General features: G+C 75.6%; 22 protein-coding genes. 8 read left to right on the top strand and 14 right to left on the bottom strand.

Annotated features, from left to right (window positions below; genetic code table 11):
* Position 1: 1 nt before the first annotated feature.
* Positions 2-250, bottom strand: a complete 249-nt coding sequence (locus C229_RS30980) for a cupredoxin domain-containing protein (RefSeq protein WP_051109003.1) — start codon at positions 248-250, stop codon at positions 2-4.
* Positions 251-553: 303 nt separating this feature from the next.
* Between C229_RS30980 and C229_RS0117295 the strand changes: the two genes are divergently transcribed.
* From C229_RS0117295 to C229_RS0117285, 3 genes are read left to right on the top strand one after another with little or no spacing between them, the layout of a single operon-like run.
* Positions 554-2,392 (top strand): hypothetical protein, encoded by a 1,839-nt coding sequence (locus tag C229_RS0117295; RefSeq protein ID WP_018656346.1) that lies wholly within the window; start codon positions 554-556, stop codon positions 2,390-2,392.
* Complete coding sequence (locus C229_RS34330) at positions 2,389-2,541, top strand: hypothetical protein (protein WP_018656345.1); 153 nt, start codon at positions 2,389-2,391, stop codon at positions 2,539-2,541. The genes C229_RS0117295 and C229_RS34330 overlap by 4 nt, the downstream gene beginning before the upstream one ends.
* A gap of 9 nt (positions 2,542-2,550) precedes the next feature.
* Entirely contained in the window at positions 2,551-3,324 is a 774-nt protein-coding gene (locus C229_RS0117285) for an SDR family NAD(P)-dependent oxidoreductase (RefSeq protein ID WP_018656344.1), read from the top strand.
* On the opposite strand, the gene C229_RS0117280 is transcribed toward C229_RS0117285, so the two are convergent.
* Complete coding sequence (locus tag C229_RS0117280) at positions 3,325-4,083, bottom strand: TetR/AcrR family transcriptional regulator (protein WP_018656343.1); 759 nt, start codon at positions 4,081-4,083, stop codon at positions 3,325-3,327.
* A 133-nt stretch (positions 4,084-4,216) separates the two neighbouring features.
* On the opposite strand from C229_RS0117280, the gene C229_RS0117275 reads away from it, so the two are divergent.
* Entirely contained in the window at positions 4,217-5,167 is a 951-nt protein-coding gene (locus C229_RS0117275; RefSeq protein ID WP_018656342.1) for a daunorubicin resistance protein DrrA family ABC transporter ATP-binding protein, read from the top strand.
* Positions 5,160-5,915, top strand: coding sequence for an ABC transporter permease (locus C229_RS0117270; protein ID WP_018656341.1), 756 nt, complete (start codon positions 5,160-5,162; stop codon positions 5,913-5,915). The genes C229_RS0117275 and C229_RS0117270 overlap by 8 nt, the downstream gene beginning before the upstream one ends.
* Positions 5,916-6,446: 531 nt before the next feature.
* Here C229_RS0117270 and C229_RS0117265 read toward each other — a convergent pair.
* From C229_RS0117265 to C229_RS0117240, 6 genes are all read right to left on the bottom strand, one after another.
* Entirely contained in the window at positions 6,447-6,746 is a 300-nt protein-coding gene (locus tag C229_RS0117265; RefSeq protein ID WP_018656340.1) for a 4a-hydroxytetrahydrobiopterin dehydratase, read from the bottom strand.
* A gap of 116 nt (positions 6,747-6,862) precedes the next feature.
* Positions 6,863-9,634, bottom strand: coding sequence for a glycosyltransferase family 39 protein (locus C229_RS33695; protein WP_018656339.1), 2,772 nt, complete (start codon positions 9,632-9,634; stop codon positions 6,863-6,865).
* Positions 9,631-10,848: a bifunctional glycosyltransferase family 2/GtrA family protein gene (locus C229_RS0117255; protein WP_033424514.1), complete on the bottom strand. Its 1,218-nt coding sequence runs from the start codon at positions 10,846-10,848 to the stop codon at positions 9,631-9,633. Before C229_RS0117255 ends, C229_RS33695 begins: the two co-directional genes overlap by 4 nt.
* A 66-nt stretch (positions 10,849-10,914) precedes the next feature.
* On the bottom strand, positions 10,915-12,330 hold the full coding sequence (locus C229_RS0117250) for a HAMP domain-containing sensor histidine kinase (RefSeq protein WP_018656337.1): 1,416 nt from the start codon (positions 12,328-12,330) through the stop codon (positions 10,915-10,917).
* A complete protein-coding gene (locus tag C229_RS0117245) occupies positions 12,327-13,022 on the bottom strand; it encodes a response regulator transcription factor (RefSeq protein ID WP_018656336.1) in 696 nt (231 codons plus the stop codon). The genes C229_RS0117250 and C229_RS0117245 overlap by 4 nt, the downstream gene beginning before the upstream one ends.
* 227 nt (positions 13,023-13,249) lie before the next feature.
* Entirely contained in the window at positions 13,250-14,542 is a 1,293-nt protein-coding gene (locus C229_RS0117240; protein WP_018656335.1) for a hypothetical protein, read from the bottom strand.
* A 160-nt stretch (positions 14,543-14,702) separates the two neighbouring features.
* On the opposite strand from C229_RS0117240, the gene C229_RS0117235 reads away from it, so the two are divergent.
* The 3 genes from C229_RS0117235 (at position 14,703) to rsgA (ending at position 17,063) form a co-directional block, all read left to right on the top strand.
* On the top strand, positions 14,703-14,960 hold the full coding sequence (locus tag C229_RS0117235; protein ID WP_018656334.1) for a hypothetical protein: 258 nt from the start codon (positions 14,703-14,705) through the stop codon (positions 14,958-14,960).
* A gap of 24 nt (positions 14,961-14,984) precedes the next feature.
* Positions 14,985-15,299: a DUF2795 domain-containing protein gene (locus tag C229_RS0117230; protein WP_018656333.1), complete on the top strand. Its 315-nt coding sequence runs from the start codon at positions 14,985-14,987 to the stop codon at positions 15,297-15,299.
* Between the two features lie 708 nt (positions 15,300-16,007).
* A complete protein-coding gene (gene rsgA / locus C229_RS0117225; protein ID WP_018656332.1) occupies positions 16,008-17,063 on the top strand; it encodes a ribosome small subunit-dependent GTPase A in 1,056 nt (351 codons plus the stop codon).
* 42 nt (positions 17,064-17,105) lie between these two features.
* Here the strand turns inward: rsgA and C229_RS0117220 are convergent, their stop codons facing one another.
* From C229_RS0117220 to C229_RS0117195, 6 genes are all read right to left on the bottom strand, one after another.
* On the bottom strand, positions 17,106-17,933 hold the full coding sequence (locus C229_RS0117220) for an ABC transporter permease (RefSeq protein WP_018656331.1): 828 nt from the start codon (positions 17,931-17,933) through the stop codon (positions 17,106-17,108).
* Positions 17,930-18,889, bottom strand: a complete 960-nt coding sequence (locus C229_RS0117215; RefSeq protein ID WP_018656330.1) for a daunorubicin resistance protein DrrA family ABC transporter ATP-binding protein — start codon at positions 18,887-18,889, stop codon at positions 17,930-17,932. Before C229_RS0117215 ends, C229_RS0117220 begins: the two co-directional genes overlap by 4 nt.
* A gap of 83 nt (positions 18,890-18,972) precedes the next feature.
* Entirely contained in the window at positions 18,973-20,220 is a 1,248-nt protein-coding gene (locus C229_RS0117210; RefSeq protein WP_018656329.1) for an RNA polymerase sigma factor, read from the bottom strand.
* A 5-nt stretch (positions 20,221-20,225) separates the two neighbouring features.
* Complete coding sequence (locus C229_RS0117205) at positions 20,226-20,564, bottom strand: YciI family protein (RefSeq protein WP_018656328.1); 339 nt, start codon at positions 20,562-20,564, stop codon at positions 20,226-20,228.
* 82 nt (positions 20,565-20,646) lie between these two features.
* Entirely contained in the window at positions 20,647-21,588 is a 942-nt protein-coding gene (locus C229_RS0117200) for an aldo/keto reductase (RefSeq protein WP_018656327.1), read from the bottom strand.
* 5 nt (positions 21,589-21,593) lie between these two features.
* Entirely contained in the window at positions 21,594-22,829 is a 1,236-nt protein-coding gene (locus C229_RS0117195; protein WP_018656326.1) for an MFS transporter, read from the bottom strand.
* Positions 22,830-22,868 lie beyond the last annotated feature (39 nt).

Here is a 22,868-nt window from a genome sequence, read left to right as displayed (position 1 = left end):
CTCAGCCGACCTGGAGCTCGAACAGCCGCAGGTGCGCGCCGTGCAGTTCGGCCTCGAACACCCCGGCGCGGTCGGCGCGGATCTGCACGACGGCCGGGCGGCCCGGCTCCAGCCGCGCGCTCTCGTCATAGCCGTGCAGGTGGAACTCGTCGGCGGCGTCGCTGGTGACGGTGATCTTCACGGTGGTGCCGCGCTCGGCGCGGACGCGCGTCCCGGGCTGGACCGAGGCTTTCCCCGCGGATACATTCACTGTGACGTTCGTAACGTGTTGCTTACCTGCGGGCTCGGTGACGGGAGCCGAGGGGGTCGTCGGCGTGGTGGCCGGGCCGGTCTCGTCGGCCGGTTCGCCGCAGGCCGTGAGGGAGAGGAAGACCCCGGTCAGTGCCGAAATCGCGAGCTTCCTGAGTATGTGCACCGTGACAGTCTCCTGTTCCCGACAGATCCCGCACAAGACCGTGACACTAGACAATGACACATTGATGGGTGACACTCTCCGGCGCGGGGTGGTTTGTACCCCGTTCTCAGGGCAAGGGGAGCATCCGTGTTGGATCGAGTGTCAAGAACCGGAGGGGACCTGCTGCCCCTCCTCGCCCAGGAACCCGCCAAGCCCGCGGGCGGCGCCGCGCTGGACCAGATCGTCATCGCCACCGGCGGGGCCGCCGCGCTGACGGCCGTCCTGCTCGTCCTCGGCTGGGGCCACCGCACCGGCCGCATCACGCTCCTGCAGCGCCTGGCCGACCTGTCCGAACGCGGACCCGGGCGCGGCCTGCCCGGCTGGGCCGCGCTCCCTTCCGTCGTCGCGATGCTGTCCCTGCTCACCGCGCTGCTCGGCATGTACTGGGACATCTCCCTGCACATCTCCCATGGCCGCGACGAAGGCCCGCTGGCCAACATCGCCCACTACCCGATCCTGTTCGGGCTGTTCGGCATCTTCACCGCCGGGGTCCTGTCGGTCGTCCTGCCCAAGGGCGAACGGCCCGGCCGCGCCGCCGTGCGCATCACCCGCGACTGGTACGCGCCCGCCGGCGGCGTCCTGCTGGCCGGAGCCGGGTTCTACGCGCTGCTCGGCTTCCCCCTCGACGACGTCTGGCACCGCATCTTCGGCCAGGACGTCACCCTGTGGGGCCCCACCCACCTCATGCTCATCGGCGGCGCCGGGCTCTCCCTGGTCGCGATGATGATCCTGGAACGCGAGGGACGCCGCTCCTTCACCGGCCCCGCCGACGCGCGCGGGTCCGCCGTGACGCGCTGGGTCCGCCGCGGCATGCTCGGCGGCGGCCTGCTCATCGGCCTGTCGGTCTTCCAGGCCGAGTACGACTTCGGCGTCGCCCAGTTCCGGCTCGTGCACCAGCCGCTGCTCATCGCCCTGGCCGCCGGCTGCGCCCTGGTCGCCGTGCGGCTGTGGGGCGGACGCGGCGCCGCGCTGTTCGCCGTCGCGTTCTACATGCTGGTCCGCGGCGGGGTGTCGGTGCTGGTCGGTCCCGTCATCGGCGAACTGTGGGCGTCGGTGCCGCTGTACATCGCCGAGGCGCTGCTGGTCGAGCTGGCGGCCCTGGTCCTGATCCGCCGCCCGCTGCTGTTCGGCGCCGTGTCCGGCCTGCTCATCGGCACCGCCGGGTTCGCCGCCGAGTTCGCCTGGACGCAGGTCGCGTTCGCGATGCCCTGGACCGGCGACATCGTCGTCGAGGGCGTGCTGCTGGCCACCGTCGCCGGTGTCGCCGGGGGCGTGTGCGGCGCGATGCTCGCCGAGGGACTGGAGGGACGCCTGCCCCGGCCGCAGGTCGCGCGGCCGCTGTTCGCCCTGGCGATCGTGGCCGTCGGCGTCGCCGTCGCCAACGGCCTGATCATCCACGTGCCCGAGGGGCAGCGCGCCACCGTCACCCTCACCGACGTGCGCGGCGGCGAGGACGACCGCACCGCCCACGCCCGCGTCGAGCTGTCCCCCCGCGACGCCGTCGACGACCCCGCCTGGATCGCCGTCACCGGCTGGCAGGGCCTCGGCCTGCACGTCGAACCGCTGATCCGCGAGGCGCCCGGCGTCTACCGCACCAGCGCGCCGATGCCGCTGCACGGAAGCTGGAAGACCCTCATCCGCATCCACGACGGCCGCACCCTGGCCGGCGTCCCGATCTACCTGCCCGCCGACCCGGCGATCGGCGCCGAGGCCGTCCCCGCCGACCCCGAGTTCACCCGCGACGTGCAGAGCGAGAAGTCGATCCTGCAACGCGAGCTGAAGTCCGACGTGCCCGGCTGGCTGTGGCTGGCCGCCTCGGCCGTCGTCCTGCTGTGCACCCTGGCACTGCTGATCGCGCTCGGCTGGGGCGTCGCCCGCGTCTCGCGCGAATACCCGCACCGCGCCGCCGAGACGCCCCGCGAGATGGCCGCCACGTGACGCCCCTGGACGGCGTGCTGGCCACGCACCCCATCGTCAGCGCCGTACCGTTCTTCGTCCCGACGTTCATCGTCGTCGGCGTCATCGGCGTCATCATCTGGCGCGACCGGCGCCGCGGCGACGAGGAGGACGGTGCCGGCGAGTCCTAGAGTGCCGCCATGAACGACTACCTCGAGGAGATGTTCGGCCTGCGCGGACGGGTCGCGATCGTCACCGGCGGCAGCTCGGGGATCGGGAAGGCCATCGCGACCGCGCTCGCGCGGGCCGGAGCGCGGGTCGTGCTCGTCGCACGCGGCGCGGCGGCACTGGAGGAGACCGCCGCCGCGCTGCGCGCCCAAGGGCACGAAGCGGCCTGGATCACCGCCGACCTGGCCTCCCGCGACCAGGTGCGGCGCGCGGGCGACGAGGCCGCCGCCGTGTTCGGCGAACCCGACATCCTGGTCAACAACGCCGCCGTCAACCTGCGCCCGCCCCTGAACGACCTGGACGAGCACGTCTGGGACACCACGATGGCCGTCAACCTGGACGCCCCGCACCTGCTCAGCATGCGGTTCGGCCCCGGCATGGCGCGGCGCGGCCACGGCCGCATCCTGCACCTGTCCTCCCAGCAGGCGTTCCGCGCCTACGCCGACAGCGGCGCCTACGGCGTCGCCAAGGCCGGGCTGACCGCGCTGGCCCGCTCGCAGGCCGAGGCGTGGTCGCCGCACGGCGTCACCTGCAACGTCATCGTGCCCGGCGTCGTGCTCACCCCGCTCAACGCCCGCCTCGCCGGCGACCCCGCCACCGCCGCCGCGCTGGCCGCCCGGACCCTCACCGGCCGCAACGGCCTGGCCGAGGACTTCGCCGGGACCGCCGTCTTCCTGGCCTCGTCCGCCGCCGCCGCGATCACCGGGCAGGCGGTCTTCGTGGACGGCGGCTTCTCCGCCCACTGATCAGCGGCCCCGCGCGACCAGCGCCTCCAGGCCGTCCATCAGGACGCCCAGCCCGAACTCGAAGTCGGCGTCGGTGTCGGCGCTGAAGCCCTCCTGTTGCAGGACGCCGGAGGCGATGACCGACGCCAGCTCCGGATAGGCGGCCGCGTCCAGCCGCGTCAGCAGCGCGCCCAGACCGCCGTCGGGCGCGGCCACGCCGCCCTGCGCCGCGACGGCCGCCGCCGCGTCCGCCAGGTCGCTCTCCAGCGACACCTGGGTGCGGACGAACCCGTTGACCAGCACCAGCACGCCCAGCCGGGTCGCCGCGTCCACCCCCATGCCGCGCATCGCCCGCATGCCGGTCTCCATCCACGCCACCGCGTTCGGCATGATCGGCGGCCCGCCGATCGGGACGCGCAGCAGCCACGCCATCGACGCCGCCGACGCCCGCAGCGCCCGCGTCCACGCCTCCAGACCCGCGCGCCAGTCCGTCCCCGGATCGGGCAGATCGGCGGGCGGGGGACCGACCGCCGCGTCGGCCATCAACGCGAGCAGCTCGTTCTTGGACTCCACGTACCGGTAGAGGGCCATCGTGGAGACGCCGACCTCCCGGGCGACGCGCCCCATCGACACCGCCGCCAGCCCGTCGGACTCCCCCACCCGCAGGCCCGCCGCCACGATGTCGCCCAGCGCCAGCGTGCGCGCCGGGCCCTTGCCCGGCGCCGGGCGCAGCCCCCACGCCAGCTCGACGCTGCGCGGCAGCTCCGTGCCCTCACCCATCACCGACCCCCTGGCTGCGTAGGACCTACACGGTAACGGCCCGTCCCGCCGTTGACGGCACCCACCCTGCTGTGTATACCCTACGCAGTAATTCAGCGTATGCGATACGCAGTACTGGTTCCTGGAGGACCCCGTGACCCACACACCGGCGATCGAGACGGCCGCCCTCGGCAAGTCCTTCGGCGCGGTGCGCGTGCTCGGCGACATCACGCTCACCGTCCCGGCGGGCGGCGTGTTCGCGCTGCTCGGGCCCAACGGCTCAGGCAAGACGACCCTGGTCCGCGTCCTGTCCACCCTCACCCGGCCCGACGCGGGCACCGCCCGCGTCCTCGGCCACGACGTCGTCTCCGAACGGCGCGCCCTGCGCGCCCGCATCAGCCTCACCGGCCAGTACGCCGCCCTGGACGAACTCCAGACCGGCACCGAGAACCTGGCGATGATGGGACGCCTGCGCGGCCTGGGCCGCACCGCCGCCCGGCGCCGCGCCGACGAGCTGCTGGAACGCTTCGACCTCACCGGAGCCGCGCGCCGCCGCGTCCTCACCTACTCCGGCGGCATGCGACGGCGCCTCGACATCGCCGCCAGCCTCGTCACCCCGCCCGACCTGCTGTTCCTGGACGAGCCCACCACCGGCCTGGACCCCCGCAGCCGCCACACCATGTGGGACATGGTCACCGACCTGACCCGCGCCGGCGTCACCGTCTTCCTCACCACCCAGTACCTGGAGGAGGCCGACCGCCTCGCCGACCGCATCGCCCTGCTGGACGGCGGACGCGTCGCCGCCGAGGGCACCGCCGACCAGCTCAAGGCCCGCGTGTCCACCGGACGCCTGGACCTGGTCCTGGACGGCCCCGCCGCCTTCGCCGACGCCCTGCGCGCCCTCGGCGACCGCGCCGTCCACATCGACTCCGAGCACGCCACCCTCGGCGTCACCACCACCGGCGGCGCCGCCGAGATCCGCGCCCTGCTCGACGAACTCGACCCCGACCGCACCGCCGTCCGAGCCTTCACCGTCCGGCCCACCACCCTCGACGACGTCTTCTTCGCCCTCACCGGCCGCGCCCAGGAGGCCACCCGTGTCTGACGTGCTCGCCTACCCCGTCCTGGCCGCCCGCGCCGCCCGCCTCAGCCTGCGCACCGTCGACGCCCTGTTCACCGCGCTGCTGCTGCCCGTCATGATCATGCTGCTGTTCGTCTACCTGTTCGGCGGCGCCATCCAGACCGGCGACACCCCCTACGTCGTGTACGCGCTGCCCGGCGTCCTGGTGCTGTGCACCGCCTACGGCGCCTCGATGACCGCGCCCGCCGTCACCTCCGACATGACCGCCGGGATCATCGACCGGTTCCGCTCCATGGACGTCGGCGGACGCGCCCTGCTCGCCGGGCACATCACCGCGGGCGCCGTCCGCAACCTGGCCTCGGTGGTCCTGGTCGTCGGCGCCGCGCTGCTCATCGGGTTCCGCGGCGACGGCGGCGCGCTGGGCTGGCTCGCCGCGCTCGGCGTGCTGATCGCGTTCATCGTCGCGCTGTCGGCTCTGTCGGCCGCCGTCGGGCTGCTGGCCCGCTCGGTCGAGGCGGCGGGCGGCTTCACCTTCGCCGTCCTGTTCCTGCCCTACCCCAGCAGCGCGTTCGTCCCCGTCGAGACGATGCCCGGCTGGCTGCGCGGCTTCGCCGAACACCAGCCCTGCACCCCCGTCATCGAGGCCGTCCGCGCCCTGCTCACCGGCGCCCCCGCAGGCTCGGCACCCTGGATCGCCCTGACCTGGTGCGGCGGCATCTTCACCGCCTCCCTGGCCCTGGGAAGCTGGCTGTTCCACCGCCGAACCCGCTGAACCCCCCCGAAGCCACCCGCCCGACCTCTGCGGGCGGCCTTCCCACCACGTCCCGGGAGACCGGACCGGCACGTGCGGGTCGCCCTTTCCGCCGGGTGCCAGGAGGCGTCCCGTGCAGCCCGGCGAACCCACCCACGCCCGGACGAGACCGGACCGGCACGTGCGGGCGGCGGCGCGCCGGATGCCGGGAGGCGTCCCGTGTGGGCGGCGGACCCGGTGAACCACGTCCCGGTGGCAACGGGACCGGCGTCTGCGGGCGCGCCCTCCCGCCAGAGAGGGCGGCGGACCCGCCACGTCCGGAGGAGACCGGACCGGCACGTGCGGACGAGCCCTCCCGCCGCGTCCCGTGCCACCGGCGGACCCGCCCACGTTCCGGGAGGCGACGGGAGCGGCGCATGTGGGTGAGCCGGTCCGACCGGCCTTCCGCTCGGCGGTGGGCGGCGCTCTCGTCCGTCGGCGGACGCGCCGGACCGGGTGCGAGAGGCCGGACCGGCACGCGCGGGCGTGCCGGTCCGGCCCCTTCTCACTGGGTCAGGTCGCGTTGCGGCGGACCGTGATCTGGTCGATCTGCTCGGCCAGGTCGAAGTCCCTGGCGGTCAGGCCGCCCGCGCTGTGCGTGGTGAGAGCGAAGCGCAGGGTGCGCCACCGGATGTCGATGTCGGGGTGGTGATCGGCCTTCTCGGCGGGCTGGGCGACCTCGTCCACGACCGCGATCGCCTCCGGGAACGACGGCGCCGTCACCGTGCGGACGATCTCGTCCCCGCTGCGCTCCCAGCCCGACAGCTCGGTCAGGCGCGCGGCGATCGCCCCGTCGCCCAGCGTCTCGGCCATGGTGGAAACCTCCTCGGTCCGGTGCTCGGTCCGTGCTGCTCCTTCCCGCCCGGCACGATTCCTCACTTCCCGGGCGTCAGATCGGAGCGGGCGGCCGGCCCCGCGCCGCGAGGCCGTCACGACGCACCGTCCAGCCGGTACAGGCCGGTGACGGTCGAGCCGCCGACCCGCACGGCCGTGCCGTTCTCCCGCACCCACGCGGTCACCTCGGCGTTCCCACCGCCGGGACCACCACCGCCGCCGACCTGCACGAAGCGCAGCTTCCCCGACGCGGCGTACGCCTTGAGCTTGGCGACCGTCATCGCCGGGTCGCTCCCGGTGAAACCACCCATGGCGATCACGGGCTCACCCGTCTGAAGGATCAACGACGAGGCCGCCTGCGCACTCGGCACCGCCACCAGCCAGCGCGCACCCCCCTGGTTCTGCCGCAGATAGGCGACCGTCGCACGGTCGAGCCCACCCCCCGGCCCACCCATCACGCGCCCGCCACCACGCCGATCCGACACCCCATCCCGCCCCTGCGACCCGGACGACCCGCCCCCCGGCCGCGACCCACTCCAAGCGGAACCAGGCGGCAACCCCGCACCACCACCGGGCGGGTTCACGGAAGCCCCACCATTCCCACCCGAGGCAGCACCACCGGGCGGAGCGCCCGAGGACCCACCGTCACCACCGGGCGGCGTCGCCGAGGAGCCGCCGGTCCCGCCGGGGGCCGTACCGCCAGGCGGCGTACCAGAGGACCCACTGTCACGCCCGGAGCCCGCACCACCGGGCGGCGTGCCCGAGGAACCGCCGTCGTCGCCCGAGCCCGCACCGCCCGGCGGCGTACCAGAGGAGCCGCCGTCACCCCCGGAGCCCGCACCGCCCGGCGGCGTGCCCGGGGAACCGCCGTTCGCGTCGGGGGCCGCGCCGCCGGGTGGTGGGCCGGGCATTCCGCCGGTCTGCCCGTTCGGGGCGGCGCCTCGGCGGGTGCCGGGGAAGCCTCGGCCCATGGGGGCGCCGAAGCCGCCCGAGGACGGGCCCGCCGTCGGGTTCGTCCCGTTCACCGGGGACGACGCCGCCGAGAGCGCGTAGGCCGCCGGGCCGAGCAGGCCCGCCACCAGCGCGGCCCCGGCCGCGACGACGCCCAGCCGCCGGACCCGGCCGCGCAGCAGCAGCCCCACAACCGCCACCACCGTCGCCGCGACGACGACCCACCGCAGCCACGGCACCCAGTCCGGCGTCCGCGCCAGCAGCGCGAACGCCCACGCGCCCGTCACCGCCACGGCCACCGCCAGAACGAACCGCCCCACACCGCCGCACCGCGCGAGCGTCACCGCGCCCGCCTTGCTCGGCGCCGCGCCCGCCCCAGCGCCCGCCGCGTCCGCCCTGCTCGGCACCGCGCCCGCCCCGGTTAGCGCTGCGCCCGCCCTGCTCGGCACGGCGTCCGCCTTGCTCGGCGCCGCGCTCGCCCCGGTCGGCACCGCGCTCGCCCCGGTTAGCGCTGCGCCCGCCCTGCTCGGCACGGCGTCCGCCTTGCTCGGCGCCGCGTCCGCGCCGGTCGGCACCGCGTCCGCGCCGGTCGGCACCGCGCCCGCCCCGGTCGGCACCGCGCCCGCGCCGGTTAGCGCCGCGTCCGCCTTGCTCGGCACGGCGTCCGCCCTGCTCGGCACGGCGCCCGCGCCGGTCAGCGCTCCGCCTGCGCTGGTCGGCGCTGCGCCTGCCGTGCTCGGCGCCACGCCTGCGCCGGTCAGTGCCACGCCTGCGCCGGTGAGCGCTGCGATCGCCGGGGCCATCGCCGTCGTGTAGTACGGGTGCAGCGTTCCCTCCGCGAGCGAGAACACCACGGCGTGCACGGCCAGCCAGCCGCCCCACAGGAGCAGCGCGGCGCGCGGCAGGTCCGTGCGCGGACGGCGCCCGGCCAGCGCCAGGCCCGCCACCAGCATGATCACCGCGAACGGCAGCAGCCAGGAGATCTGACCGCCGAGCACGTCGTTGAACATCCGCAGCGCGCCCGGCTCCCCGCCGAACCCGCCGCCGCCCCCGCGCCCACCGGGACCGCCGCCCTGCCCGAAGATCCGCCCCAGCCCGTTGTAACCGAGGACCAGGTCGCGGACGGTCCCGTCGGTGCTGCCGCCGACGAACGGACGCCGCGACGCCGGAATCGCGTCCACCACGACCATCCACCACAGGCTCGACACCGCCAGCACCACCCCGGCCGCCAGCAGGTGCAGCAAACGCCGCGGCAACGACGGACGCGCCGCCACCAGGTACACCAGCGCCAGCGCCGGGACGACCAGGAACGCCTGCAACATCTTGGTGTTGAACCCGCACCCGACCAGGAACGCCGCCAGCAGCAGCGGACGCAGCCGCCCCCGCTCGACCGCCCGCTGCGCCGCCCACGCGGCGCCGACGAGCAGCAGCACCAGCAGCGTGTCGGGGTTGTTGTCCCGGTTGATCGCCACCGTGATCGGCGTCAGCGCCAGCACCGCCGCCGCGACGATCGCCGCGACCGGCCCGGACGCCCGCCGCACCGTCGCGTGCAGCACCGCCACGGCCGCCACCCCGGCGATCACCTGCGGCAGCAGCAGCGCCCACGTCCCGTAGCCGAGGACGCGCGCGAACAGCCCCATCACCCACAGCGCCAGCGGCGGCTTGTCCACGGTGATGAACGACTCGGCGTCCAGCGACCCGAAGAAGAACGCCGACCAGCTCTGCGTCCCCGACTTCACCGCCGCCGAGTAGTACGCGTTGGCGTCCCCGGCCGCGCTCAGCCCCCACCCGTACAGCAGCGCCGCCACGGCCAGCACCGCCAGCAGCGCGGGCCGCGACCAGCCGGGTTCGCCCCGCCACCGCCGCGTCCGGCGCTCCTCGGCGGCCGGCGCGGGCGCCGTCGTCGTCGCGGTCATCGCGTGCCTCCGATCCGGCGGGGGTGGAAGATCCACGCCCGCATCAGCAGGAACCGGACCAGCGTCGCCAGCCCGTTCGCCGCCACCAGCGCGGCGACCTCCACCGCGCGCGACGCGCCCGGCGCCAGGACGTGCAGCAGCGCCAGGCCGCCGGTGCTGAGCGCCAGGCCGAGCAGGAACGCCAGCCCGCCCTCCACCTGATGACGCAACGCCCCCCGCGACCCGGTCACCCCGAACGTGAAGCGGCGGTTCGCGGCGGTGTTGAACACCGTCGTGACCACCAGCGACACCGCGTTGGCCGCCAGCGGCCCGAGCACGGTCCGCAGCAGCACGAACAGGACGAGCTGCGCGGCCGTGCTGACCGCGCCGATCACCGCGAACGCCGGAAGCTGCCGCCCCATCCCGCGCGGCAGCCGCGCCCGCACCGGCGCCCCGGATCCGGCGCCGCCGCGCAGGCCCTGCCGCGCGACCCGCGCCATGCCGCGCAGGTCGTCCAGCGCGGTGCGCACGACGTCCACGCGGCTGTCGGGATCGTCCACCCAGTCCACCGGCACCTCGTGGATGCGCAGCCCCGACCGCTCGGCCAGCAGCAGCAGTTCGGTGTCGAAGAACCACTCCTCGTCGCGGACCTCGGGCAGCAGCACCTGCGCGATCTCGGTCCGCACGGCCTTGAACCCGCACTGGGCGTCGGTGAACCGCGCCGCCAGCGCCGTGCGCAGCAGCAGGTTGTAGCAGCGCGAGATCAGCTCGCGGCGCGGGCCGCGCACGACGGCCGCGCCGCGCGTCAGGCGGCTGCCGATCGCCAGGTCGCTGTGCCCGGAGATCAGCGGCGCCACCAGCGGCAGGAACGCGTCCAGGTCGGTGGACAGGTCGACGTCCATGTAGGCGACGACGTCGGCGTCACTGCCGCTCCACACGTGCCGCAGCGCGCGCCCGCGCCCCTTGGCCTCCAGCCGCACCGCGCGGACGCCGGGCAGCTCGGCGGCCAGCGTCCCGGCGACCCACCAGGTCGCGTCGGTGCTGGCGTTGTCGGCGATCGTGATGCGGAACGGATACGGGAACGTCCCGGACAGATACGCGTGCAGCCGCCGCACACTGGCGGCCAGCACCCGTTCCTCGTTGTGGACGGGCACGACGATCTCGACCAGGCGGGTGCGGCGCGCGTCCGGCGCGGCCCCGCCGGGAGCCCCCGGCTCGGTGGTCACATGGTTCATGCCGACGAGGCTGCGCACCGGGTGTGGGAGCGGGCTGAGGCGCCGATGAAGGCGGGATGAGAAAGTTCAGCCCGGGGTGCCGGGGAAGGTGAGGCGCGCGAGCGTCCCGCCGCCTTCGGCGGGTTCGAGGACGACGGTGCCGCCCGCCTCGGCGACCACGCGCGCCACGATCGACAGGCCGAGCCCCGAGCCGGGCAGGCTCCGGGCCGACGGCGACCGCCAGAACCGCTCGAAGACGTGCGGCAGCTCGGCGCCCGGGATGCCCGGCCCCTCGTCGCGGACGGTCAGCTCCCCGCCGCGCAACCGGACCGAGACCGTGCCGCCGGACGGGCTGAACTTCACCGCGTTGTCCAGCACGTTGACGACCGCGCGCTCCAGCGACGACGGCTCGCCGCGCACGAACCACGGCTCGGCCGCGGCGTCCACGGTCAGCCCCGGGCCGCGCAGCCGCGCCCGGTCCACGGCACGGCCGACGACGTCGTGCAGCGCGACGTCCTCCTCGGCGGGCGCGGCCTCGTCGGGACGGGCCAGCTCCAGCAGGTCGCCGACGAGGCTGGACAGCTCGCGCATCTGCGCCTGCACGCTGACCAGCAGCCGGTGCCGGGTGCCGGACGGCAGCGCGCGGCCGGTCTCCTCCGAGCGCAGCAGCAGGTCGATGTTGGTGCGCAGGCTCGTCAGCGGCGTGCGCAGCTCGTGCCCGGCGTCGGTGATGAGGCGCTGCTGGCGTTCGCGGGAGGCGGCCAGCGCGGCCGTCATCGTGTTGAACGCGCGGCTGAGCCGGGCGATCTCGTCGGCGCCCTGCGCGGGGATGCGGGTGTCGAGGTCCTCGGTGCGGGCGATGTGCTCGACGACGCCGGTCAGCTCGTCCACCGGCCGCAGCGACGCCCGCGCGATCATCAGCCCGGCCCCGGCCGACACCAGCACGCCGAGCGCCGCGACCGCCGCCAGGGTCAGCGCCAGGTCGTTCAGCGGCCGATTCACCTGGTCCAGCCGCAGCGCGTAGGAGACGGCACCCGCCCGCCCCTCCGGAACCGGGATGGGACGGGTGATCACCCGCACGTCCACCGCCTCACCGTCGGCCGTCGTACCCGAGCCGTCGTGGCGGGCCTCGGCCGACGTCCCGGCGGCGACCGCCCGGTCGGCGCCGGTGATCTCCAGCGTGCCGCCGTTCGGGACGGCGCAGGCGCGGCCGTCCGGGGTGACGAGCTGGACGACGTCGTAGGGCGCGGGCGGGCGCAGCCCCGCGCCCGGGTCGGTCCGCCCGTCGGCGCAGGCGGCGAGCTGCGCGGCGAAGTCGCGGGCGCGCCGGTCGAACATCGGGCCGCCGGGCGGCCCGCTCAGCGCGTCCAGCCGCCGGTCCAGCTCGCGGTAGAGCTGTTCGCGGACCAGGAACCAGCTCAGCGTCGCGCACAACGCCACCGCCACCGCCACCGCCGTCGCGATGAGCAGCGCCAGCCGCCCGCGCAGCGGCAGCCGCCTCATGCGCCCGCGCGCAGCACGTAACCGACGCCGCGCACCGTGTGCACGAGCCGGGACGCGCCGCCCGCCTCGGTCTTGCGGCGCAGATACATGACGTACACGTCCAGGGAGTTGGAGGCGGGCTCGAAGTCGAACCCCCACACCGTCTCCAGGATCTGCTCGCGGGTGAGGACCTGACGCGGGTGCAGCAGGAACAGCTCCAGCAGCATGAACTCGGTGCGGGTCAGGCCCAGCGGGCGCCCGTCGCGGGTGACCTCGCGGGTCGCGGTGTCCATCCGCAGGTCCTCGAAGGCCAGCACGCCGTCGGCCCCGGCCGGGACGGCCATCGCGCCCCGGCGCAGCAGCGCCCGCACCCGCGCCAGCAGCTCGTCCAGCTCGAACGGCTTGACCAGGTAGTCGTCGGCGCCCGCGTCCAGGCCGGTGACGCGGTCGCCGACCATGTCCCGCGCGGTCAGCATCAGCACCGGCACGGTCTCGCCCCGCGCACGCAGCCGACGACACGCCGTCAGGCCGTCCATGCGGGGCATCAGGACGTCCAGCACGACCAGGTCGGGCCGCCCGTCGGCCACCCGGTCCAGCGCGAGCAGCCCGTCGGCGGCCTCCTCCACCCGGTAGCCCTCGAACTCCAGGCTCCCGACCAGCGACTCCCGCACGGCGGGCTCGTCGTCCACGACCAGAATCCGCGCCCCGTCCATCCACCCACCGTAACCAGCGCCGACACCCGGCCCACGCCACCCCGGCGCATTCTCATGCGCTTCTCATCGAGCCCGCCCGACCAGGCACGGGCAGGCCGCGACGCGTGCGGGCTTCACCTACGCCTGAGACGAAGGCGGTCCGGCACGTGCGGGGCATCCGCCTTCCCCGCTTCGGAACGAGGGCCGTCAGGACGCGTGCGGGGCGTGTCCGCCTCACCCGAGGGCCGTCAGGACGCGTGGGGCGGGCGGATCTCGATCGGGTCGGTGGTCAGGATCGCGGCGGGCTCGGCGGACGGTGCCGCCGGGCGCGGGACGCGGCGCGGGAACGGGCGGTAGCGGGCGGCGTTGCGCAGCGCGCTCACGGCGATGGCCGGGGCGTGGCGGGGCAGCGTCGTGACGGTCGCGCGGACCGTCACCGTCGTGGCGGCGGCCCAGGCGTCGCCCGGGACGCCCGCCACCGTCGTCGCGGCGCGCGCCAGGGCGCCCGGCTCGTCGTGCACGACCGTCGCCGTCGCGGTCACCGGCTGCGGGCGGGTGGCGGCCGTCCAGCTCGTGCGCATCACGTCGACGACGACGTCCTTGGCGACGTCGCGGAGCAGGTCGCGCAGGCGTTCCTTCATGGCCAGCCGCAGCGCCTCGCGCATCACCTCGGCCATCACGGTCTCCACCGCGATGACGGTGGCGCGGGTCGCGGTGCGGGCGGCCAGGTCGGTGGCGGTGCGCGCCACGGCGCTGCCCGCGAACGCCGCCAGCAGCCCGCCCGCCGCGCGGGCCGGTTCGCTGCCCGCCGCGCGGGCGGCCAGGTCGGCGGCGGCAGCGGCCACCGGGTACTCCTCGGCGCGGGAGCGCACGGACCCGGCCAGCTCCCGGGCCGCCTCGCGCGCGGTCTCCTGGACGACCTGCACGACCACGTCGCGGCCGACGTCGAGCGCGACCTCCACGGCCACGTCGGCGACGGCGTCCACGATGGTGTCGACGACGATGCGGGACGCGGCCTGCACGACCGGGGCCGTCACGGCGCGGCCCGCGACGTCGCGGGCGGTCTCGGTGGCGCGGCGCGTGAACGGGTTGCGGCCCGCCAACCGGGCGATCTCCTCGGCCAGCGCGCTGGCCGCCGGATGCTGCGCGGCCTGCCCGGCCAGCGCCATCGCCGCCGTCGTCGCGTCGAACGCCGCGCCGGTGACCGCGTTGGACTGGGCGGCGTTGCGCGCCTCGGTGACGGCGCGGTCGGCCGCCGCCGACGCCAGCGAGACGGCGGCGTCGCGGGCGGCGCGGTCGATCGCGCGCCCGGCGGGCGTGCCCGACAGCCGGTCCAGGGCGCGGCCGGCCGCGACGTGCGCGGCGTCCCACCCGGCGGCGCGCACCGGGCCGGTCAGCGTGACGGCGCCCCGGGCGGCGCGCTCGGCGGCGGGCGCCAGGTCGGTGTACAGGTCGCGCAGGGCGCGCGCGGTGGCGCGGTCGAGGCGCGCGGCGAGGTCCGTCCAGTCGGGCGGTGCCGCGTCGTTGCGTTCGTCGTCCATGACCGCGCCCCCACTCAGGTCAGCTCCTGCTGTCACGATAACCGCCGTTCGTCCGGTACCGACTCCTTCTCACGGTGGAACCGGACGTCGTCCGAATGGCCACGGCCCGCATGGGTAGGACCCGTCACGCAGCGTTACGACGGCAAATGGGGGGATTTGCATGGGCGGCAAGAAGATGGAAGGCGACGAGAACCAGCGCCGCAAGAAGGCCCGCGAGGCCCGCAGGGCCGGTTCGACGCCCAGCGCGGAGAACGTGACGACCGGCGCGTCCAAGCAGCCGCACTCCGCGCCCGAGCACGACCCGCACCATCACGCCGAACGGCTCGCGAACATCCACCGGGGCAAGCAGCAGGACACCTCGCCGCGCCCCAAGCCCGGCTACGGCGAGCCCGCGTCCAAGCGGCGCCGGCAGAGCTGATCACCGAGACCACAGGGGGCGAACATGCGGATCTCCGATCCCGGACGGCTGAAGGACGTGCTCGGCGACCTGGCCTTTCCCGCCGACAAGGAGCGCATCGTCGCGCACGCGCGCGACCACGGCGCCGACGAGGTCGAGCTGAAGGCGCTCCGGGCGCTGCCGCTCGGCGAGTACGACGCGCTCTACCAGGTGGAGCGCTCGGTGCCCGTCGACCCGGCGCCCGAACGCACCGGCACCGAACGCGCCGAGCAGCGCCGCGACCACCGGCACGCCGACCTGGCCGAGTACGAACGCCCGGCCCACCGCTCACCCATCGAGGAAGAACTCGACAACGGCTGAACCCACCACCACACCACCCGGCGGCGCCCCAATAGGGCGCCGCCACCCGCCCCGGAGCGGCACGGCCCGCGCGTCGGTCTCGCGAAACGGCAGAGCGGCCCTGTCGCTGGACGACGCCGCGAACACGCGGGGCCGGTCCACCTGGCCGCCCTCGACGCTCGCCGTGCCCAGGTCGGCACGGAGCGCGCGTCCGTCTCGCGGACGATAGAGGGGCACTGTCGCTGGACGACGCCGCAGGCACACGGGGCCGTCCACCCGGCCGCCCGCCGTGCCCGGGTCGACACGGCGAGCGCGTCCGTCTCACGGACGACAGAGCGGCACGGCCGCTGGACAACGGCGCGAACACGCGAGGCGGTCCACCTGGCCGCTCTCGACGCTCGCCGTGCCCGGGTCGGCACGGAGCGCGCGTCGGTCTCGCGGACGGATTGAGCACGCGCCGCTGGAGAGCGCTGTGAACATGGGTGCGCCGGGTTCACCCGGCGGTCACGTGGCGCCCTTGCTCGGGGCGGCCAGGGGCGTCGTCGTGGCGTGCGAAAAGGGCGTGCGGTTTTGGGGGCGTGGTTGTTACAGTGGGGTCGATCCATGAGGAGGTGGACTATGGCCGTCGTTGACGTCGCTGCCCTGTGCAGCGTTCCGGCCGACGTCGACCTCCGGGTGCGCGGCTGAGCGAGGCTCGCCGCCGCCCCTTTCACTCAAGGGTTTCCCACCGTGTCCTTCGCGTCTTCGCACGCTCTGTCCAACCTGGGCTGGAACGACCGGCTCACCGACTCCTTCACCGACCACGCCACCGCCGGGCTCGTGCCCGCCCGCGTCGCCGCCGTGGACCGCGGCCGGTGCGACCTCCTGACCGCCGACGGGCCCGTCAACGCCGCCACCGGCGCGGGTCTGGCGCCCTGCACCGGGGACTGGGCGGCGCTGCGGCCCGGCGACGATCCGGCGATCGTCGCGCTGCTCCCCCGCGCCACGGCGATCGTGCGGGCGTCCGCCGACCGCACCTCGCACGGCCAGGTGCTCGCCGCCAACGTCGACACCGTCGCCGTCACGGTCTCGCTGGAGACCGCCGTCGACCTCGGCCGCGTCGAGCGGATGCTCGCGCTGGCCTGGGAGAGCGGCGCCCGGCCCGTCGTCGTGCTCACCAAGGCCGACCGCAGCCCCGACCCCGACGGCGACGCCGCCGAGGTCGGCCGGGCCGCGCCGGGCGTCGACGTCCTGACCGTCAACTCCCTGGACGGCACCGGCCTGGACGCCGTCGCGGCGGCGCTCACCGGCACCGTCGTGCTGCTGGGCACCTCGGGCGCGGGCAAGTCCACGCTCGGCAACGCGCTGCTGGGCGCCGACCGCCTCGCGGTCGGCGCGGTGCGCGCCGTCGACGGCAAGGGACGCCACACCACCGTCCGCCGCGAGCTGGTGCCGCTGCCGGACGGCGGCGTGCTCATCGACACCCCCGGCCTGCGCGCCGTGGGCCTGTTCGACGCCGCCGGCGGCCTGGCCGCCGCGTTCGCCGACATCGAGGAACTGGCCGGGCACTGCCGGTTCCACGACTGTGCCCACGACGCCGAACCCGGCTGCGCCGTCCAGGCGGCCGTCACCGACGGCGACCTGCCCGAACGCCGCCTGGCCAGCTACCGCAAGCTGGAGCGCGAGAACGCGTGGGCGGCCCGGCGCGGCGACGCCCGGCTGCGCGCCGAGCACGAGCGCCGCTGGAAGACCATCGCCAAGGCGCAGCGCCGGATGTACTCCGACCGCGACACCTGGGGACGGTGACGTCCCGGCCGGGCGCGGGCCGCGCGGCCCGCGCCCGGCCGCTCACCGGTCCCGCCGCTGGGACCGGCGCACCGCCAGGGGCAGGAACACCGCCGTGATCAGCAGCGGATAGAGGACGGCGAGCCACAGCGCGTGGTCGGCCGCGAACGACGCGCCGCCGACACCCGGGTTGCCGAACAGCCCGCGCACCGCCGTCACCGTCGCGGTGACGGGGTTCCACTCCGCGACGACGCCGAGCCAGCCCGGCATCTGCGCGGGCGACACGAACGTGCCGGAGATCATCGTGATCGGGAACAGCGGCGCCCACGCGCCGCCCGCCGCCTCGGGCCTGATCATGAGCCCGACGACGATTCCGACCCACGTCAGCGAGAACCGCAGGAGCAGCAGCAGCGCCAGGGCCGCCAGCGCCCGCAGCGGACCCTCGTGGAACCTCCAGCCGACCACCAGCGCGCACCCGGCCAGGATGGCCAGTTCGAGCACCGAGTTGACCAGGTCCGCGACGCTGCGGCCGAGCACCGGCGCCGACGGCGACATCGGCGTCGTGCGGAACCGGTCGGTGACGCCGCGCGCCGCGTCCGTCGCGACGATCGTCAGCGTGGTCGCCACCCCGAACACCATCGACTGCGCGAACAGGCCCGGCATGAGGAACGCGCGGTAGTCGCCGCCGCCCTCGACGACCATGGCGCTCCCGAACACGTACCCGATCATGAGCACCAGGCCGATCGGCCAGGCGAGCTGGTAGCCGAGCGCGGCGGGGCTGCGGACCCAGTGGAGCAGGTCGCGGCGGGCGACCGTCCAGGCGTCGGACAGCGTCCAGCGCAGGCGCTCCCGGGCCGGGCCGGGAGCGGCGGCGGGGGGTGCGAGGGTCACGCCGCCTCCGCCGCCTGGTGGCCGGTCAGTCTCAGGAAGACCTCGTCCAGCGTGGGCCGGCGCAGCGCCGCGTCCGCGACCCGCACGTCCGCGTCGGCCAGGCCCGACAGGACGGCCGTGAGCGCGGCGATCCGGTCGCGGACGGGCGCGCTGACGCGCAGCTCGCCCGCGTCCACGTCCGGCGCGGCACCGGTGGTGCGGGCGACGACGCCGGTGGCGGCGGCCAGGTCGGACGGGTCGCACAGCACCACCTCCACGCGGTCGCCGCCGACCGCCGACTTGAGCCGGGCCGGGCTGTCGTCGGCGATGACGCGGCCCCGGTCCAGGACGACGATCTGCCCGGCGAGCCGGTCGGCCTCCTCCAGGTACTGGGTCGTCAGCAGGACGGTCGTGCCGCCCGCGACCAGGTCGCGGATCGCCGCCCACACCTCGTTGCGGTTGCGCGGGTCGAGGCCGGTGGTCGGCTCGTCCAGGAACAGCACGCGCGGCGCCCGGACGAAGCTCGCCGCCAGGTCCAGGCGGCGGCGCATCCCGCCGGAGTACCGCGCGACGCGCTTGCGGCCCGCCTCCGCGAGTCCGAACCGGTCGAGCAGTTCGTCGGCGCGGCGCCGCGCGGCCGCCGGGGTCAGGTGGTGCAGCCGTCCCCACATGACCAGGTTCTCGCGGCCGTCGAGGATCTCGTCGACGGCGGGCGTCTGCCCGGCCAGCCCGACGCACCGCCGGACCCGCGCGGCGTCGGCGGCGACGTCGTGCCCGGCGACGGTGACGCGCCCGGCGTCGGCGCGCAGCAGCGTCGCGAAGATCCGCACGGCCGTGGTCTTGCCCGCGCCGTTGGGGCCGAGCAGCCCGCAGACCGTGCCCTCGGGGACGGTCAGGTCGATGCCCGCGAGCGCGTCGGCGCGGCCGTAGCGCTTGCGGACGTTCTCGGCGGTCAGCGCCGCCGTCGTGCCACCCATGCACACCTCCGGTGAACCATTTTGGGACTCTGATGTCTCATTTAGAGTGCCATACGTTCCACCGAAGGTGTCAAGAGATCCGTTCAGCGCTCGACGGCGGCCAGTTCGCGGCGCAGATGGGCCCGCTCGGGCTCGGTCCCCGCCAGGGCCAGCGCCTCGCGGTACGCCTGCGCCGCCTCGGCGGTCCGGCCCAGGCGGCACAGCAGGTCCGCGCGGGCGGCCGCGTAAGGGTGGTGCCCGCGCAACCGGGGCTCGTCCGCCAGCTCGTCCAGCAGCGCCAGCCCCGCCGCCGGGCCGTCGCGCATCGCCACGGCCACCGCGCGGTTCAGCGCCACCACCGGCGACGGGGTCAGTGTCAGCAGCACGTCGTACAGGGCGACGATCTGCGGCCAGTCGGTCGCGGCCAGGTCCGGCGCCTCGTCGTGCACGGCCGCGATCGCCGCCTCGACGCCGTAGGGGCCCGGCGGGCCGCCGGTCAGGGCCGCGACGACCAGCGCCCGGCCCTCCTCGATCATCGGATGGTCCCAGCGCGAGCGGTCCTGGTCGGCCAGCAGCACCAGCGCGCCGTCCGCGCCGATCCGGGCATGACGGCGGGCGTGGACGAGCAGCATCAGGCCCAGCAGTCCCGCCGGTTCCCGCTCGTCCGGCAGCAGCCGCCGCAGGATGCGGGCCAGCCGGATCGCCTCCTCGGCCAGGCCGGGACGCTGAAGCTCGGGGCCGGTGCTGGCCGCGTACCCCTCGGTGAAGATCGAGTAGACGGCCTGCAGGACGCCGGGCAGCCGGTCCGGCAGCTCGGCCGGGCCCGGCACCCGGAACGGGATGCGCGCCGCGCCGATCTTGTGCTTGGCGCGGACGAGGCGCTTGGCCATCGTCGCCACCGGCACGAGATACGCCCGCGCCACCTCGGCCGTCGTCAGCCCGGCCAGGAACCGCAGCGTCAGCGCGCCCCGGTCCTCGGCGGGCAGCGCCGGATGCGCGCAGGTGAAGAACAGCGCCAGCCGCTCGTCGGGGAAACCGTCGTCGGACGCGACGGGCGCCGCTCCGCGCTCGGCGTCGGCCTGCAGGACGGCCAGCCGCGCCGCGTAGACGCGGTCGCGGCGCAGCCGGTCCACGGCCCGGCGCCGGGCCGTCGTCATCAGCCAGGCGCCGGGGTTGGGCGGGACGCCGTCGCGGGGCCAGCGCGCCAGCGCGGTCTCGACCGCCTCGGCGGCGACCTCCTCGGCCAGGTCCAGATCCCCGAACCGGCGCACCAGCGCCGCGAGGAGGCGCCCGTGCTCCTCACGGAAGACCGCCTCGACGGTCGCGTGCGCGGCGTCCCGCCCGTGCTCCACCGGCGTCAGGCGAAGTCGGCGATCGGGCGGACGGTGATCGCGCCGCCGCCGTGCGAGCCGGGGCAGCGCGCCGCCCAGTCCAGCGCGGCGTCCAGGTCGGGGACGTCGATGACGTAGAAGCCGCCGAGGACCTCACGGGTCTCGGCGAACGGGCCGTCGGTCACGGTCCGCTCCCCCGCCGCGTCCACCTGGACGGTGGTGGCGGTCGTCAGGTCGGCCAGCGACTCGGACGAGACGAGGATGCCGGCGGCGCCGACCTCCTTGTCGTAGGCGACCCAGTCCTGCACGGTGCAGGTGTTGTCCATGTCGGCGGACTCGGCCTGGATCAGCAGCATGTACTTCATGGTGGATCTCCTTCGTCGTCGTGTGCCCTCTCCACGAACGGGCCCCGCCCGGATGGACACCACCCGAGAAGAAATTTTCCGATCACGGCAGCGGACGTCCCCGCGCGGCCAGCCACAGCCCGTACCACTCCTCGTGGGTGAGGGCCGGGTCGCGGGTGGCGGCGTCGCGGCAGGCGCGGACGCGGTCGGGCCGCGCGGTGCCGATGACGGGCACGATCCCCGCCGGATGCCGCCGCAGCCACCACAGCACGATCGTCTCGGGCGTGGTGCCCTTGCGGTCGGCCAGGCCGGCGACGAGCCGCGCGGTGGCGTGCTCCTCGGGCGTCTCCTGGCGGCCGGTGTAGCGGCCCCGCGCCAGCGCGCCCCACGCCTGGAGCGTGATCCCGTGCGCGCGGCAGTGCTCCAGGGTGCCGTCGGAGAACCCGACGTCGGCGGCGGCGGGGGTGTTGACCAGGACGCCCTGCTCGACCCACGCCCGGCTGTGCAGGCTCATTTCGAGCTGGTCCGCGACGACGGGCAGGTCGAGTTCGGCCTGGAGCGCGGTGATCTGCGCGGCGCTCATGTTCGACACCCCGACCGCGCGGACGCGCCCCTCGGCGTGCAGGGCGGAGAGCGCGGCGGCGACGTCGCGCGGATCGGCCAGCGGGTCGGGCCGGTGCAGCAGCAGGACGTCGACGGCGTCCACCCGCAGCCGTTCCAGGCTCTCCCGCACCCGGGCGCCGATGCTCGCGCCGCGCAGGTCGTAGTGGCCCGCGCGTCCGTTCGCGGCGAGCCGGATGCCGCACTTGGTCTGCACGGTGATCCGCTCCCGCAGTCCCGGCGACCGCGCCAGCACCTCCCCGAACACCGCCTCGGCCTTGCCCCGGCCGTAGATGTCGGCGTGGTCGAACGCGGTGATCCCGCTGTCCAGCGCCGCCTGCACGACCGCCTCCGCGTGCTCGATCTCGGCGGCGCCGTAGGTCTCGGCGTTCCACTCGCCGCCGAGCCCCATGCACCCGTAGATCACCCGTCCGGCCTCGTCCACCGCGCTCACCCCTTCCGACGTCGCGCGTCCGCTTCGCCTCCCAGCCTCTCACCCGCCCTCAGCGCGGCCAGGTGCCGCGTCAGCGCGACGGCGGCCGCGACGGCGACCAGGGCGCAGACGCCCGTCCAGCCCAGGTGAGCGTAGAGGCGCAGGCCCGCCCAGGAGCCCGCCGTCCCGCCCAGGTAGGAGCACGTCATGTAGGCCGTGTTGAGCCTGCCGCGCGCGTCGGCGCGCAGCGCCAGGACGCGGGACTGGTTGGCGACCGTACCCGACTGCATCGCCACGTCCAGCACGAGCGTCCCGGCGGTCAGGGCCACCAGCCCCACCGTGCCCCCGCGCGCGCCCGCCGCGAGGATCGCCGCCGCGGCCAGGAGGCCGAGCAGGCAGACCAGGGTGACCGCGTCGGCGCCCCGGCGGTCCACCAGGCGTCCCGCCAGGGGCGTGCACGCGATCGTGGCCGCCCCGACCAGGGCGAGCAGGCCCACGGCGCGGGTGTCCAGCCCGTAGACCGGGCCGGTGAGGAGCAGGGCGACGCACGTCCAGACGGCCGAGAAGCCGCCGAAGGCCGCCGCCTGGTACAGGCACGAGCGGCGCAGCTCCGGCTCGGCCCGCAGCAGGCGCAGCGGGTCCAGAAGGGACGGGCGGCCGCCGCGCGCCGCCGGAACGGTGACCGGCAGGACGAACGCCAGCACCCCCGCCAGCAGCAGCACCACCACGGCCGCCGCCAGATAGGGCGCGCGCCAGCCCAGCCACTCCCCGAGCGTCCCGCCGAAGGCGCGGGCCAGCAGCATCCCGGCCATCGACCCGCTCAGCAGCGTCCCGAGCACCGTGCCCCGGCGCCCGCCGTCCACCAGCCCCGCCGCCATCGGCGCGATGACCTGCGCCGCGATCGTCGCGACGCCGACCAGCGCGCTCGCCGCCACCAGCACCGGCAGCGCCGGGGCCGCCGCCGCCAGCAGCAGGCCCGCGCCCGCGACGGCGAGCAGCGCGACGAGGAACGGACGCCCGGGCAGCCGGTCCCCGAGCGGCACCAGCAGGAAGATCCCGGCGGTGTAGCCGAGCTGGATCGCGGTCACCACCGGCGCCGCCGCGCCGGGCGGCACGTCCAGCCCGGCGGCGATCAGCGGGGTGATCGCCTGCGGGAAGTAGAGGTTGCCCACCCCGACGGCGCAGGCGAGGGACAGGAGCAGCAGCAGGCGGGTGCTCATCGCGTCGGCGCGTGCCGGTGCCGTGGTCGTCATGCCCGGCAGTCCACGCCACCCGGGCGCCGCCGCCCAGCA

The sequence above is a fragment of the Actinomadura flavalba DSM 45200 genome (genome assembly GCF_000374305.1).
In the GTDB taxonomy this organism is placed as follows: domain Bacteria; phylum Actinomycetota; class Actinomycetes; order Streptosporangiales; family Streptosporangiaceae; genus Spirillospora; species Spirillospora flavalba.
This window is presented reverse-complemented; position numbering and strand designations above follow the sequence as displayed.

Excerpts from the sequence above, each read along its gene's own strand:
- C229_RS0117285 (WP_018656344.1), top strand. The coding sequence starts at position 2,551 with ATGAACGACTACCTCGAGGAGATGTTCGGCCTGCGCGGACGGGTCGCG.
- C229_RS0117255 (WP_033424514.1), bottom strand. The coding sequence starts at position 10,848 with ATGAACCATGTGACCACCGAGCCGGGGGCTCCCGGCGGGGCCGCGCCG.
- C229_RS0117230 (WP_018656333.1), top strand. The coding sequence starts at position 14,985 with ATGCGGATCTCCGATCCCGGACGGCTGAAGGACGTGCTCGGCGACCTG.
- C229_RS33695 (WP_018656339.1), bottom strand. The coding sequence starts at position 9,634 with ATGACCGCGACGACGACGGCGCCCGCGCCGGCCGCCGAGGAGCGCCGG.
- C229_RS0117265 (WP_018656340.1), bottom strand. The coding sequence starts at position 6,746 with ATGGCCGAGACGCTGGGCGACGGGGCGATCGCCGCGCGCCTGACCGAG.
- C229_RS0117280 (WP_018656343.1), bottom strand. The coding sequence starts at position 4,083 with ATGGGTGAGGGCACGGAGCTGCCGCGCAGCGTCGAGCTGGCGTGGGGG.
- C229_RS0117195 (WP_018656326.1), bottom strand. The coding sequence starts at position 22,829 with ATGACGACCACGGCACCGGCACGCGCCGACGCGATGAGCACCCGCCTG.
- C229_RS0117235 (WP_018656334.1), top strand. The coding sequence starts at position 14,703 with ATGGGCGGCAAGAAGATGGAAGGCGACGAGAACCAGCGCCGCAAGAAG.
- C229_RS0117250 (WP_018656337.1), bottom strand. The coding sequence starts at position 12,330 with ATGAGGCGGCTGCCGCTGCGCGGGCGGCTGGCGCTGCTCATCGCGACG.
- C229_RS0117215 (WP_018656330.1), bottom strand. The coding sequence starts at position 18,889 with ATGGGTGGCACGACGGCGGCGCTGACCGCCGAGAACGTCCGCAAGCGC.
- C229_RS0117205 (WP_018656328.1), bottom strand. The coding sequence starts at position 20,564 with ATGAAGTACATGCTGCTGATCCAGGCCGAGTCCGCCGACATGGACAAC.
- C229_RS0117240 (WP_018656335.1), bottom strand. The coding sequence starts at position 14,542 with ATGGACGACGAACGCAACGACGCGGCACCGCCCGACTGGACGGACCTC.
- C229_RS0117245 (WP_018656336.1), bottom strand. The coding sequence starts at position 13,022 with ATGGACGGGGCGCGGATTCTGGTCGTGGACGACGAGCCCGCCGTGCGG.